The sequence below is a fragment of the Petrimonas mucosa genome, from assembly GCF_900095795.1.
Lineage (GTDB): Bacteria > Bacteroidota > Bacteroidia > Bacteroidales > Dysgonomonadaceae > Petrimonas > Petrimonas mucosa.
Window position 1 is genome coordinate 2,629,855 of sequence record NZ_LT608328.1, and the last position, 14,226, is coordinate 2,644,080.

Here is a 14,226-nt window from a genome sequence, read left to right on the forward strand (position 1 = left end):
TAAGGAGAATCGAATGCCAACACAAGAATATTTACAGGCCGAAAGGGCTCAATCGTGGCGCGAAGAGTTGCGCAGGACATTAAAAAATAGAGATCGGATCAGCCTCGTACGGGTAAAGATGCCGGAAGTGGATCCGGTAGTCAGGAGCAGGACATACGACGAGGTAAACCTGGGACTGACACCAGAACAGGCAAAGAGTGAAGCACAACGCTGTCTCGACTGCGTCAATCCCACCTGTATCACCGGGTGTCCGGTTGAAATCAACATACCCAAGTTCATCAAGAACATCGAACGGGGAGAGGTGTTGGAGGCAGCGAAAACGTTGAAGGAGACCAGTGCCTTACCGGCCGTATGTGGCAGGGTTTGCCCACAGGAGAGACAGTGCGAGAGCAAATGTTTCTATACACAGAAATTGGGGAAGGAACCGGTTGCCATCGGCTACCTGGAACGGTTTGCCGCCGATTTTGAACGTGAAACCGGCAACATCTCCATTCCCGAAATTGCTCCGCCCAATGGTATCAAGATTGCAGTTGTGGGTTCCGGACCTGCGGGACTGGCCTTTGCCGGCGACATGATCAAGCTGGGTTACGATGTCACCGTTTTCGAAGCACTTCACGAACTTGGCGGCGTCCTCCGCTATGGAATTCCCGAATTTCGACTGCCCAACGATATTGTAGAGGTGGAGATCGAAGTTTTGAAAAAGATGGGAGTCAAGTTCATCACCAACTGCATCATTGGCAAAACCATCACCCAGGAGGAGTTGAAAGCCGACGGCTACCGGGGCATTTTCATTGGCAGCGGTGCCGGATTGCCCAACTTCATGAATATTCCTGGCGAGAATCTCAACGGTGTAATGTCATGCAACGAATACCTCACACGGGTAAACCTGATGCAGGCTGCCGATCCCGAAAGCGACACTCCTGTCCAGATGGGAAAGCGAGTTGCTGTGATCGGTGGTGGAAATACGGCAATGGATGCTGTGCGCACCGCCCGCAGGTTAGGAGCAGAAAAGGCGATGATCGTCTATCGCCGTTCTGAAGCCGAGATGCCGGCTCGGGTTGAAGAGGTGAAACATGCCAAGGAGGAAGGAATCGAGTTCCTCACACTGCACAACCCCATCAGATATGAAGGGGATGAGAAGGGGCGCGTGCAACGGATGTTGCTGCAGCGGATGAAACTGGGCGAACCCGATGCTTCCGGCAGAAGGAAACCGGTTGAGATAGAAGGCGACAGGATCTGGGTAGATGTTGACGAAGTTATCGTGAGTGTGGGCGTATCGCCCAATCCGCTGATCCCCTCCACTTTTTCGGGACTGGAGGTCACCTCGTGGGGCACAGTCGTGGTCAATTCGGAGACCATGCAAACCGCCGACGAGACCATCTTTGCCGGTGGAGACATAGTAAGGGGCGGGGCAACGGTAATTCTGGCCATGGGTGACGGCCGGAAGGCTGCCAAAGCGATGCATGCATCACTGAGCTGACAGGTACTCCCCTATTCTTCCACTGATCTGCAGGAGTGAAATTTCGTAGAGTTTTGTACGGTATTGCGCGGTGAGCAACCGTTGTTCCGCCTGAAGGAGGCTTACCTGCGCTTCACGCAGCAGGATTCCCGAGAGATCACCCAGTTTGTACCTGTCCATCGCAATCTCGTAGTTGATCTGTGCATTTTCGAGGCTCTCCTTCTCGAGATTGGTAAGCTCGATATTATTTTGATAGGCAAGCCACATATTGGCAAAATCGCTCTGAAGCATCAGTTTTTGTCGCTCCAACTGCAGTTCCCGGTTATTTATCCTGAGCCGGGCATTCTTCTGTTCGCGGCTCCGGTTAAATCCGTCGAAAATAGTGAACCCCAATGTAACTCCCACGGTTGGCCCCCAATTTCGCTGCTTGTCTACTCCTCCCGTATTATAGTCGAAATGGGTAAAGCCATATTCGCCATTTAACCTCAGGTAGGGATAATTCTGGCTCTGTGCCATTTTCAAGTCGAGCTCGCTCAACACCTTGTTCTTTTCAGCAAGAAGCAGGGATGTATTGACCTTCAACATATTATTGTAAAGCTCCGATTTCGACAACGTTGGATCGAACGAGATGGTGGTATCGGCGGCCAGGAAATGTTGCTCCACATTATCCACCCCCATCATCTCATTAAGCCGGATGCGTGAGGAGTGCAGCACCTCATATTGCTGAATCAGCTGCGAACTGTCGGCATTGAAGTCGACGCGCGCCTGTTGCAGGTCGAGACGGGAGAGCGAGCCGATCTGATAGCGGGCCTCCACGATACGCAACCGCTCCCGTGAAAGACTTAGCGCCTGTTTTAGGTTCTGCATCCGGAGTGCCTGCTGGACATAGTTGTAATACTCGGCCGTGATGTCGGCGATAAAGTTTTCAACGGCCAACTGCGTATTGAGTTCTCCAACCGATTTCAACTCCTGAAGGCGCTTATAGTTGGTTTGTACCTTGAATCCCTCAAAGATTGTCCAGTTAAGGTTTACTCCAGCATCAACCGTCTGTGTGACTGAACTCCTCGTCGATACAGTTTCACTGCCGTCGGCCGGAAACTGGTCGATATTGTTACTCCGGAAATTGTATCCCGAATTCAATCCTATTGTAGGGAGAAAACCCGCATTACCGGGCGTTACATTATTGTCTGAAATCTGTTGTTCATTCCTGCTGATTTTCAGATCATAATTGTTTTCCAGACCGATACGTATCACCTCCTTTAAATCGATAACTGTCTGGGCAGCCAAAAGGGAGGGTAACAGCAGTAGAATGACCGGAAGTATGAATCTCTTTGAGTTAAACATGTCGAACGTCGATGGTTTCTCTTGTTTTTGATTTTCTGTCGGTGGATAAATAGATATACATGGCCGGAACAACAAACAGGGTAAGCAGGGTGGAGATTAGCATACCCCCAACCACGGCGATACCCATGGCGATACGTCCGTTGGCTCCTTCACCGCTGGCCATGGCCAGGGGGAGTAATCCCAGAATGGTGGAGACACTGGTCATCAAGATTGGACGCAACCGCTGTACAGAAGCACCAATTACCGCCTCATACTTGCTCATCCCGGCAGACTGCCGCTGGTTGGAAAACTCAACGATCAGGATTCCATTCTTGGCCACCAGTCCAATCAGCATAATGATACCAATCTGGCTGTATATGTTCATGGTGACATCGAACAGCCACATGAACAGCAGGGCTCCAAAGAGTGCCAGCGGAACCGTTAACATGATAACGAACGGATCCTTGAAACTTTCGAATTGAGCAGCGAGCACCAGAAAGATCAGGATGATGGCCAGACCGAAAGCAAAAAGCAGGCTGGAGGAGCTTTCCCGGAAATTTCTCGACTCACCCTCCAATGCGGTCCGGAAGGTATCGTCCAGAACCTCCGCCGCAATCCTGTCCATCTCTTCAAGTCCCTCTCCAAGTGAATAACCCTCTGCCAATCCGGCCGTGATGGTTGCCGAGTTGAAACGGTTGTACCTGTATAGTTGTGGCGGAGCGACAGTCTCCTCAAGTTTGACCAGGTTGTCCATCTGGATCATCTCACCCGAACTGTTTTTCAGATAGATGGTCTTCAGGTCGAGCGGCGAATTGCGTTGCTGGCGATTTATCTCTCCCAACACCTGATATTGTTTTCCGTTCATGTAGAAGTAACCCATGCGTTGGCCGCTCAATGCGTATTGTAGCGTCTGACCGATATCGCGGGTACTAACGCCCAGCAATGCAGCCTTGTCCCTGTCAATCACAATCCGGGTCTCCGGCTTGGTGAACTTCAGGTTCACATCGGCCATCTGGAAATAGGGACTCTGGTTCACCTTCTCCATGAAGGGCGGTATAAACTCCTGCAGTTTTTCAATATTGGGAGCCTGCAAGATATACTGTATGGGCATCCCGCCCCGGCGTCCACCAAAAGTGGACCGCTGCTGTACAAAGGCGCGGGCTGCTGTCTGGTTCCTAACGGCAACCGACAACGCATTGGCAATTTCCATCTGGCTCCGTTCCCGCTCCTTGATATCCGGCAAGACCATCCGGACCAATCCAAAATTGCCCCTGATCATCGTGATATTCGATTCTCTTTCCCAAGCAACCGAGTCGGCTATCCTGGAGATCCCTTCGGTATAATCTCTTGTAAACTCGTATGTGGCCCCTTCCGGGGTAGATGTACGGATCCCTATCTGTGACCGGTCTTCCAATGGAGCCATCTCGGCCGGAATGGCATTCCAGAGAATCACAATCAATACAAACGCACATCCCGTTACAGGATAAATCAACCACTTGCGGTGCAGGAAAGCTCCCAGTATCTTGTTGTAGAAAGTATTCATGCCTAGGAAGATCTTTTCGGTGCTTTCATAAAACTTGTTCTCTTTCTCTTTCTTCTTCAGCAGCTTGAATGACAGCATCGGCACAAAGGACAACGCTACAAACGAGGAGATGATTACCGCACCCGATATCACGATGCTGAACTCCCTGAAGAGCCGTCCCGTCATCCCTTCCAGGAAGATGATAGGGAAAAATATGGCTACCAGGGTAATTGTTGTCGAAATTACGGCAAAAAATATCTCCTTCGAGCCCTCTATTGATGCCTCTTTGGGAGTCATACCCTTTTCCACTTTGGAATAGATGTTCTCAACCACAACAATGGCATCGTCCACCACCAAACCCACGGAGAGTACCACCGCGAGCATGGAGAGCACGTTGATGGAGAAGCCGGCAAGGTACATGATGAAGAATGTGCCGACAAGTGATATGGGGATAACCAGCGTAGGAATGAGCGTAACGCGGAAATTCCGCAAGAAGAGGAAGATAACCACAACCACCAGGATAAAGGCTACCAGGACCGTCTCCTCCACTTCGGCAATCGAAGCACGGATAAACTTTGTATTATCGAACGCAATATCCAGCTTGACATCCTCGGGCAGGTCTTTGCGCATCTGCTCGATTCTCAATGCAGCCTCGTTGGCAATCTCAATCTGGTTGGCACCTGGCTGCGGGATGATTACACAGCTGACCATCGGCACGCCGTTGCGCCGGAGGATATTTTTCCGGTTTTCAGTATCCAGTTCGGCAGTACCGATATCGCCAAACCTTACAATCCGGTAATTGTCCTCGATGATCACCATGTTATTAAACTCTTCGGGAGTTTGCATCAACCCCATGGTTCGGATCGACTGCTCGATATGATCCCCCTCGATACTGCCGGCAGGCAGCTCAATGTTCTCCCTGTCCAGCGCATTCTTGACATCCATCGGGGTGATGTTGTAGGAAGCCATCCTGACCGGGTCGAGCCACAACCGCATCGAATATCGGTTCTCACCCCAGATCTCTACTGCACTTACGTTAGAGATGGTCTGCAGCCGCTCCTTTACCGTCAATTCGGCAATTTCTGAGAGCTGCAGTAGAGAACGTACGGGACTCTCCACCGTTACCTGCATGATCGGATCGGCATCGGCATCCGCCTTGGCAACAGTTGGGGGATCGGCATCACGCGGCAGATAACGCTGAGCCCTGGAGACCTTGTCTCGCACATCGTTGGCCGCGGTCTCCATATCAACACTCAATTCAAACTCAACGGTAATTCTTGCGCTTCCCTGGCTACTCTGACTCATCAGCGACCGGATGCCCGGGATACCGTTAATATTCTGTTCAAGCGGCTCAGTGATCTGGTTCTCTATCACTTCGGCATTCGCTCCGGGATAGGTTACGGAAACCGTGATGATGGGATTGTCCACATTGGGATATTCACGTACGGCCAGGCTGTTATACCCGATCACACCGAAAATGATGATGACCAGCATCATCACCGTAGCCAGTACCGGACGATTTATACTGAGTTCGGATAAGGTCATGCTGTTACTCTGTTGGGTTGGAAATTAGTTCTGAAATCTTTACCGGCAATCCATTCCTCAACTGCATCACACCGGTAGTTAGCAACGTATCCCCCGCTGAGAGTCCGGAGAGCACCTGCACCGAAGAGGCGGTACGGTATCCTTTGGTTATCTCCACTTCCTGCGCCACACCATTCCTGTAAACATATACAATATCTCTGCCCAATTCGGTAATGCTTGAGATACTGGGAATAACAATGGCGTCGGGAATCTCCCGGATCAATGTCTGGATGGAGGCAGAAATACCAGGCTTCAGTTTACCGTTGGGATTCTCATAACGGGCCCGGGCTTTCAACGTGAGCGTCTTGGGATCCAACTGCGACTCCACGGCGTAGACTTCAGCTTCATATATGGTGAGATCGTTGGCAACCGTAAAGGTGATTCTGGTTCCCGGGGGTATGTGGCTGACCTGATTTTCGTTCATGGAGAACTCCAGTTTCAATGGTGAAATTTTGGTCAGTTTCGAAACAACCACCGATGGTGACGCATAGGCCCCCACGCTAACCTGTCGTAACCCGATAACACCGCTGAATGGGGCACGCAATTCGGTTTGAGCAATACGCGACTCGATCAGGTCGATATCGGCTCTCAGTTTTTCCAGTTCAGTGGCCACTGTCTGATAAGTCTCCTGGCTGATGGCATCTTTTTCCAGCAATGTCCCCTGTCGGTATACCCTGTCCTGTGCCAGCGGGAGCTGCGCCTGCAATTTTCTCAGTTCGGCCTGTAGAGGTGCATCGTTAACCTTGGCAAGCAATTCACCCTGGTTCACGAAAGAGCCCTCCTTGAAATAGATGTGGGTTATCTTGCCAGAGGTTTCAAAGGTAAGATCAACCTCCTCTTCCGGCAACAATACGCCCCGGGCAATATAGATCGCTCCGCAGAACTTGCGGCTGGATGATCATTGCGGTAACACTCAACTGCTCTCTTCCAGCTCCGCTTCCGCCCCTGGGAGATCGTCCCCGGTTTTCAGTCTGTGGTTTCTCCGTTGAAAAAATTGATCGTATTTTCGGGAAAAAAGCCATTCCCAAAATCAGCAGACCAATCACTGCAAAAAGTGTAATTTTGGTATTTCTGTTCATTACTTAGCGCAAATTTGACCAAAATTAGCTATTAAAAACCATAACAGGGAGATCCGGCCCAATTATTTAAACTTTTTTAAAATCTAAAATCGACAGACTGCGAAAATCCATCGACGAAAGCCGCAGAATCTCTTGTCAGATTTTCTGCGGCTTACAGATCTCCTTCTCCTTTCTGGCCGTTACTCCACACTTTTTGCAAATAAATCTGGGCTCTTTTGGAGGCTCATATTTTTTATCTTTGCATGCTGTTTTTCCCATAATTTTTTTACCCGTTAGAACGGTCAAGAGCGTCAATTGTTCTTCAGAACCGGAACAATCAGCATCAATCTTCCCGGTTTTACAGACCGGTATGTCGGGCAGAGAGCCTCCTGAAGCAAAGATTCACCTCAATGATCCGCAACAAACATGTAGGAAGTAACATCTGGCATACCTCTCGTCCCATAATAGGAGTCGATCTTACCTTTGATCTTGACGGCCTTGCCCAGGTTTTCAGGGTGCGACTTCAGGTTTAGGTTATTCCTGATCTCACCGGAAGGGAGAGAGACCGGAAAGGTTTTTGCAGCGTTGGTCTCATCCGGTGAATCGGCCAGCGCCATTGAGGTCATCTTGATCTTGGTAGTATCTGTCAAATCGTTGGTGAAAGAGCCGACGGAGGTACCGCTGTAATATCCTACAATAAATCCCTCTACCCAGACCCCGCTTACCGGCGCGATGTTACGGGCATCCTCAAGGGTATATGGATTCTCGGGCGTTCCTTCGCCAACAGGGCGATAGACCTCGAACTCCTTTTCCACCGTAACCGTTACCGAGGGTCCATCCTGCCAATCGGTCACTTCGGTCTTTACGTCGAGTGGCGACCGGGTATCCAGTTCAATCGTATAGGTATATTTATATCCGGGTTCAAATGCGGTGACAGCGGAAGAGCTGCCCAGGTCGTATCGGTAACCATACTCTCCGTTGATGATCTCCAGGCTTGCACCCCCCAGGGTCTCGGCCGGCAAAACAATGGCTTCGGCAACAGCTCCGTCGCCATTCATCTTCATTGCAATATCCCCCTTGTCGGAAGTTGTGATTGTTCGGTTTACCAGTGAAAACGTTCCCTTGGTGTTAACCCCTCTGACAGTAACTGCAGCGTCACGCAATGGCGATCCGTCCGTGGTATTAAGATAGACCAGCAGTTTTGACAATTGGTGGGTAAAGGTAAGATCCACAAATGAGGAATCCTTGTTCAACCCCCTCGCATTATCCGCATAGAGCAGATCAATTGTGCTCTGGTCGGCCTGATCGGCCACATCGATCATGTATTCGAAATTGGAGGAGATAGTCCCGTAGGGATAGTATGCAATAAAATCTACATCGGAACCGTCGAGCGGGAACTTCACATCGTAATCGACAGCGGCGGGATAAAAGAGACCATCAGACTCTGTCACATATTTTGCATTTTGGGCCAAGATTGACTCTACAGCAAGCCCCTTCCCTGCCTCCACCATATAAATTCCAATGGCATCGCCCTCCGACCAGCTATCGCCAGTTGCCCTCGTTCTCACGCCACTGATATGGCCACTCACCTTGATGCTTCTCTCAATGATTGTATAATCAATTCTTTCACCTTCGCAGGAAAACAGAAGAAGCGCCAATAAAAGAAAAAGATGATTCGTCTTCATACACATTACATTTAAGAGTTAATGCCCCAATATAACAAAAGAAAAAATCATTTCCAAATATGGAGGCTCCATCATCCCCTGTCACTTGCTGCCCGACACGCCATTACAAGGAACGGATCTCTTTTTGGGGAGGCTCTTTTGAATCGCTGAGCAGCCAAATTCCACATTTTTTCCTTATCTTTGTCTCCTAAATAAAAAAGGTTACATGGCTATGTTCGAAAATTTAAGTGACAGACTGGAAAGGTCGTTCAAGATACTGAAAGGCGAGGGAAAAATCACCGAGATCAACGTCGCAGAGACATTGAAAGATGTTCGTCGCGCACTGCTTGATGCCGACGTAAACTACAAAACTGCCAAGGAGTTCACCGAGAGTGTCCGGCAAAAGGCGCTGGGCCAGGAGGTACTCACTGCTGTGAAGCCACACCAGTTGATGATCAAGATTGTTCACGACGAACTGGCTCTTCTGATGGGAGCCACCGCAACTGACGTCAATATAAAGGGCAATCCGGCCATCATCCTGATGTCGGGTCTGCAAGGTTCGGGAAAAACTACTTTTTCGGGTAAGTTGGCCAACCTGCTGAAATCGAAACGGGGCAAAAACCCGTTGTTGGTTGCTTGCGACGTCTATCGACCGGCCGCAATTGAGCAGTTGAAGATATTGGGTGAACAGATCGGAATTCCAGTATACGCTGAAGAGGAGAACAAAAATCCGGTGGAAATTGCCCAGCATGCCGTTCAGTTCGCCAAACAGCACGGAAAAGACCTGGTGATCATAGATACTGCCGGACGTTTGGCTATCGATGAAGCCATGATGACCGAGATTACGGCCATCAAGAATGCAGTAAACCCGCAGGAGATTCTCTTTGTGGTGGATGCTATGACCGGTCAGGACGCCGTGAATACGGCAAAGGAGTTCAACGAGCGGCTAGATTTCAACGGCGTTGTACTGACCAAGCTCGACGGTGACACTCGAGGGGGTGCCGCCTTGTCTATCCGTTCGGTGGTGAACAAACCGATCAAGTTTGTGGGGACAGGTGAAAAACTTGATGCCATAGATATCTTCCATCCTGAGCGTATGGCCGACCGTATACTGGGGATGGGCGATATCGTTTCACTGGTTGAAAAGGCACAGGAGCAATACAACGAGGAAGAGGCGCGTCGGTTGCAGAAGAAGATAGCCAAGAACCAGTTCGACTTCAACGACTTCATTGCGCAGATCCAGCAGATCAAAAAGATGGGTAATTTGAAAGATCTGGCTTCAATGATTCCAGGTGTGGGGAAACAGATCAAAGATCTCGATATCGATGATGACGCTTTCAAGAGCATCGAGGCGATCATCTGCTCGATGACACCCAAAGAGCGGAGCAACCCCGAGATTCTCAATGGAAGCCGCAGGGCCCGTATAGCCAAAGGGAGCGGAACCAATATACAGGAGGTGAACAACCTGATCAAACAGTTCGATCAGACCCGGAAAATGATGCGTGCCATGACATCCGGGGGCGGCAAAGCGATGCTGAGAAACATGAGGAGAAGATAACAACCAGAAAAAAGAACCGAGATGCAATTAATTGACGGAAAGGCCGTAGCGGCCCAGATCAAAAAGGAGATTGCCGAAGAGGTGGCACTGATTAAGGCAAAGGGTGGAAAAACACCCCATTTGGCAGCGGTGCTGGTCGGCCACGATGGTGGTAGTGAAACTTACGTGGCCAACAAAGTGCGGGCCTGCGAGGAGGTGGGATTCCGATCAACCCTGATCCGGTATGAGTCGGATGTCACCGAAGAAGAGCTCTTAGCCTGTGTAGATCGGCTCAACAACGATGATGACGTGGATGGATTTATTGTCCAGCTACCTTTACCGGGACACATTTCCGAAGAGAAGGTCACCGAAGCGATCGATTACCGGAAGGATGTGGACGGATTTCATCCGGTGAATGTAGGACGCATGGCCATCGGACTTCCCTGCTTCCTATCGGCCACCCCGTCGGGCATCATGGAGCTTCTTAAGCGGTACGAAATCGAAACCCGAGGCAAGCAGTGTGTCATCTTGGGCAGAAGCAACATCGTTGGTAAGCCTGCTGCATTGTTGATGATGCAGAAAGGATATCCCGGCGACTGTACGGTCACTGTTTGTCACAGCCGGACGAAAAACATCAAGGAGATTTGTCGTCAGGCAGATATCATCGTTGCCGCATTGGGTGTCCCGGAGTTTCTAAAAGCCGACATGGTAAAGGAGGGGGCTGTGGTTATCGATGTTGGAACTACGCGTGTACCAAGTGACAAGACCAAATCTGGATTCAAGCTTACGGGTGACGTTGCTTTTGATGAAGTAGCCCCCAAATGTAGCTACATCACTCCGGTTCCCGGGGGGGTGGGTCCAATGACCATCGTGTCGCTGTTGAAAAATACCCTGCTTGCCGGAAAAAAAAACGATCTCGTGACAAAAAAGACCTGAAATTGGCTTCTGGCCGTCAATTCATCAACATATTTTCACATTTGAGTCAACCTCTTCATTTTGAAGGGTGTTAACTTTTTCCTCATTTTTGATAAAAAACGGAAAAAAAATAACAAAAAAGGGACAATTTATTGAATATTTAAATTACATTTGTAAGCCGACTAATAAATTAAAGTATAAAAATCACAGTTTTTTCTAAAGGGTAATTTAATAAATCGGCATTATTCACAGTTGAATAATATTTTGTTGTTAATATATTTTAAGTTTATGTCTGTTACTCGTCCCTTCTGTCTAGGCCTGCTACACGTCCTCCTGCTCGTGCTTATATATTCATGTTCACAGGGTACTGGTTCAAATAAGAGTACGGAAGCTTATCGACATTCACTACAAGACTCCATCAATGAGATTGAACTCTCCTTGGAGCCGATCAAAAACGATTATGTACAGCTCCAGGTGGCGATGAAAGAGAGCCATCTCTCAAACGACTTGATAAGTCAGCTGGTTTTGAACCAAAAGATAGGGGATATACATCTGAAAAGCTTCCGTTTTGACGACGCCATAAAAAACCATGAAGATTATCTAAGGTTATCGGAACAACTTGCCGATTCGCTTCAGATAGTAAAAGCATTGAACCTGTTGGCTTCCAACTACCGCAAGGCCTACCAGCTGGAGCATGCCATTCGCCACTCTTTTCGTGCAAGAAAGATCCTGGACAACCTGCAACAATCGGATAGTATCATCTTCAAGGCAAAAGCTGAAACCCTTAACGGGATTGGATGGATCTACTCCATGCTCGATTTCCCGGACGAAGCACTGAACTCATTTAATCAATCGTATCAATATTTAGAAAAAAATATCAGTGATACGGAACTTCTTGCCGACAATCTGACAGGAATGGGTATCGCATACAGCAACAAGGAACGGTACGACTCGGCCAGGGTTTACTTCAACAAATCCTCAAATTTTCACATCGCAACAAATTCCCGTTCCGGCCTTGGCTTGATCTTCCTTTCATTTGGCAAACTGAGTACAAAACAGGGCAATTACCGCGAAGCGCTCATTTTCCTGAACAATGCCTACAATACGTTAAAAGAGACAAACGACTGGATCAAACAGATGGAGGTCTGTTTTGCCTCTGGCGAGGCATATAAGAAGCTCGCACAATATGCAGATGCCGAGAAATTTCTGTTGGAGGGGCTGGAGATTGCCAAAGAGATGAATCTCCCCTTTTATCTGAAAACAGCATATTCCGAACTGACCGATATCTACTATCTGCAAAATAAGCCAACAGTAGCCCAGCAGCACCATATTGCTTCACTCCAATATGAGGGGCTGATCAAACGGGAAAAGATGCAAAACGCTCTATTCAACGCATTTACCGATTACCAGAGGACCGAAAGCGAGAGACTGATCGCAGGAGTGGAGACAATATATGTTACCAAAAACATCCAGCATAAGTTTCTCATTTTCTCCTGCTTTCTGATAATTGTTCTCTTAATTGCCATTTTCCTCATCTACAACCAGTATATAACAAACAAGAAACAGAATGAAAAATCGCTGGTAGAGATAACTAAACTGAAATCCGATTTTTACACAAACATTACCCACGAGTTTAAAACGCCGATCAGCATCATTATTGGCCTGGCAGAGAAACTGAAAAAAACGATCGGGGAGAGTAAGTCGGCACATAACCTGATCGACCTGGATATTATTGGCAGGCAATCAGAAAACCTGCTGTTCCTTGTCAATGAAATACTTACCGTCTCCAAGATTCAATCCAGCAACCAGATCCACTGGGTAAACGGCAACATTGTGAGTCATTTGAGATACCTCCATAGCTGTTATCAGGATGTTGCCGAAGCCAAGAAAATCAACTATCTCTTCCATAGCAGTTCCGACGAGATTATCATGGACTACTCCCGCGAACAGATCTGGGTGATTGTCAATAATCTGCTTGCCAACTCCATCAAGCACTGTTCCGCCGGCAACAAGATTCTCCTTATGGTAAGGGAGGATAAAAAACAAAAAAAGTGTATCATCGAAGTTGCCGATAACGGCGAAGGAATTGCAGCCAAAGACCTGCCTCATATCTTCAGGACGTTCTATCAGGGTGATACCGATTTGAGAGAGAAGATAGGAGTAGGAATCGGCCTGGCTTTCACCAAACAGGTTGTTGAGAGCCTGGGTGGAAAAATCCAGGTGCGCAGTGTACCTTTCAATGAAACAGTCTTTACTGTGGAAATCCCTGTAACCAATTATCGTAAGTCCGCGAGCATCACACCTGCAGAGGAGACAGCACCAGTAATGCGACAATCTGCATACGATCCTGTGGAATCGGGAGAAAGTAAAGGAGAGTCTGGCAGACCGTTGCTGCTGATAGTTGAAGATAATCGCGACATGGTCTTTTACCTCACCACCATACTCCGGGATGACTACAACATCATTGTGGCCCACGACGGACAACGGGCGCTGGAAATTGCCGAGGAGAAGGTTCCCGACCTCATCATCTCCGATCTGATGATGCCGGCCATGGATGGCAACAGCTTCTGCTGCCACCTGAAGAAATCGGTTATGACCAGCCATATCCCCATCATTGTACTGACAGCCAAAACATCTACAGAAGAGAGAATCGATCTGATAAAGGCGGGTGTGGATGCATATATCACCAAACCTTTCATCGAGGAGGAGTTAAAGGCTAAAATCAGTCAACTCTTGAAGAGCAGGAAGGATTTGAGGGAGAAGTATGGCCAGGTTGTGTTGGAGAGTCAAAATGTTTCATCCGATATAACAAATGATTCCAACTTCGAATTTTTGCAACGGGTAACCGATATCATATACCGGGAGATGAGGAACATCGAATTTTTCCCGCAAGGATTGGCCTCAGAAATGTGTATAAGTCCTTCCCAGCTCAACCGGAAAATCAAATCGATATCTGGATTGAATGCAACCAATTACATCCTGAAAGTGAGGTTGAACCGTGCAAAAAAACTGTTGACCACCTCCCAGAAACCGATCGGTGAGATCGCGATGGATTGCGGGTTCAACGATTTCGCCTATTTCTCAAGAACCTTCAAGAAGGAGTTTGGAATTACGCCGTCAAAATATCAGCGAATGCCTCATCTACAGGAGTGATTTCAATACAA

Annotated in this window: 8 protein-coding genes and 1 pseudogene; 4 read left to right on the forward strand and 5 right to left on the reverse strand. The window is 48.5% G+C overall.

Annotation, left to right across the window (positions count from 1 at the left end; genetic code table 11):
• Positions 1 to 13 precede the first annotated feature (13 nt).
• Entirely contained in the window at positions 14 to 1,480 is a 1,467-nt protein-coding gene (gene gltA / locus ING2E5A_RS10580) for an NADPH-dependent glutamate synthase (RefSeq protein WP_071137370.1), read from the forward strand.
• Here gltA and ING2E5A_RS10585 read toward each other — a convergent pair.
• From ING2E5A_RS10585 to ING2E5A_RS10600, 5 genes and pseudogenes are all read right to left on the reverse strand, one after another.
• On the reverse strand, positions 1,469 to 2,803 hold the full coding sequence (locus ING2E5A_RS10585; protein ID WP_071137371.1) for a TolC family protein: 1,335 nt from the start codon (positions 2,801 to 2,803) through the stop codon (positions 1,469 to 1,471). The two genes, gltA and ING2E5A_RS10585, sit on opposite strands and share 12 nt — an antisense overlap.
• Positions 2,796 to 5,849, reverse strand: a complete 3,054-nt coding sequence (locus ING2E5A_RS10590; protein WP_071137372.1) for an efflux RND transporter permease subunit — start codon at positions 5,847 to 5,849, stop codon at positions 2,796 to 2,798. The genes ING2E5A_RS10585 and ING2E5A_RS10590 overlap by 8 nt, the downstream gene beginning before the upstream one ends.
• 4 nt (positions 5,850 to 5,853) lie before the next feature.
• Positions 5,854 to 6,967 (reverse strand): annotated as a pseudogene (locus ING2E5A_RS10595) (efflux RND transporter periplasmic adaptor subunit).
• A gap of 135 nt (positions 6,968 to 7,102) precedes the next feature.
• Positions 7,103 to 7,225 (reverse strand): hypothetical protein, encoded by a 123-nt coding sequence (locus tag ING2E5A_RS15835; RefSeq protein ID WP_262502177.1) that lies wholly within the window; start codon positions 7,223 to 7,225, stop codon positions 7,103 to 7,105.
• A gap of 128 nt (positions 7,226 to 7,353) precedes the next feature.
• Complete coding sequence (locus ING2E5A_RS10600; RefSeq protein WP_071137373.1) at positions 7,354 to 8,631, reverse strand: fimbrillin family protein; 1,278 nt, start codon at positions 8,629 to 8,631, stop codon at positions 7,354 to 7,356.
• A gap of 211 nt (positions 8,632 to 8,842) precedes the next feature.
• On the opposite strand from ING2E5A_RS10600, the gene ffh reads away from it, so the two are divergent.
• The 3 genes from ffh (at position 8,843) to ING2E5A_RS10615 (ending at position 14,215) form a co-directional block, all read left to right on the forward strand.
• Entirely contained in the window at positions 8,843 to 10,168 is a 1,326-nt protein-coding gene (gene ffh / locus ING2E5A_RS10605) for a signal recognition particle protein (RefSeq protein WP_071137374.1), read from the forward strand.
• 21 nt (positions 10,169 to 10,189) lie between these two features.
• Positions 10,190 to 11,083 (forward strand): bifunctional methylenetetrahydrofolate dehydrogenase/methenyltetrahydrofolate cyclohydrolase FolD, encoded by an 894-nt coding sequence (gene folD, locus ING2E5A_RS10610; RefSeq protein WP_071137375.1) that lies wholly within the window; start codon positions 10,190 to 10,192, stop codon positions 11,081 to 11,083.
• Positions 11,084 to 11,500: 417 nt separating this feature from the next.
• Positions 11,501 to 14,215, forward strand: coding sequence for a hybrid sensor histidine kinase/response regulator transcription factor (locus ING2E5A_RS10615; protein ID WP_071137376.1), 2,715 nt, complete (start codon positions 11,501 to 11,503; stop codon positions 14,213 to 14,215).
• Positions 14,216 to 14,226 lie beyond the last annotated feature (11 nt).

What these genes read in the sequence shown, in the direction of transcription:
- gltA (WP_071137370.1), top strand. Translation starts at nt 14, where the DNA reads ATGCCAACACAAGAATATTTACAGGCCGAAAGGGCTCAATCGTGGCGC.
- ING2E5A_RS10585 (WP_071137371.1), bottom strand. Translation starts at nt 2,803, where the DNA reads ATGTTTAACTCAAAGAGATTCATACTTCCGGTCATTCTACTGCTGTTA.
- ING2E5A_RS10590 (WP_071137372.1), bottom strand. Translation starts at nt 5,849, where the DNA reads ATGACCTTATCCGAACTCAGTATAAATCGTCCGGTACTGGCTACGGTG.
- ING2E5A_RS15835 (WP_262502177.1), bottom strand. Translation starts at nt 7,225, where the DNA reads ATGGGAAAAACAGCATGCAAAGATAAAAAATATGAGCCTCCAAAAGAG.
- ING2E5A_RS10600 (WP_071137373.1), bottom strand. Translation starts at nt 8,631, where the DNA reads ATGAAGACGAATCATCTTTTTCTTTTATTGGCGCTTCTTCTGTTTTCC.
- ffh (WP_071137374.1), top strand. Translation starts at nt 8,843, where the DNA reads ATGTTCGAAAATTTAAGTGACAGACTGGAAAGGTCGTTCAAGATACTG.
- folD (WP_071137375.1), top strand. Translation starts at nt 10,190, where the DNA reads ATGCAATTAATTGACGGAAAGGCCGTAGCGGCCCAGATCAAAAAGGAG.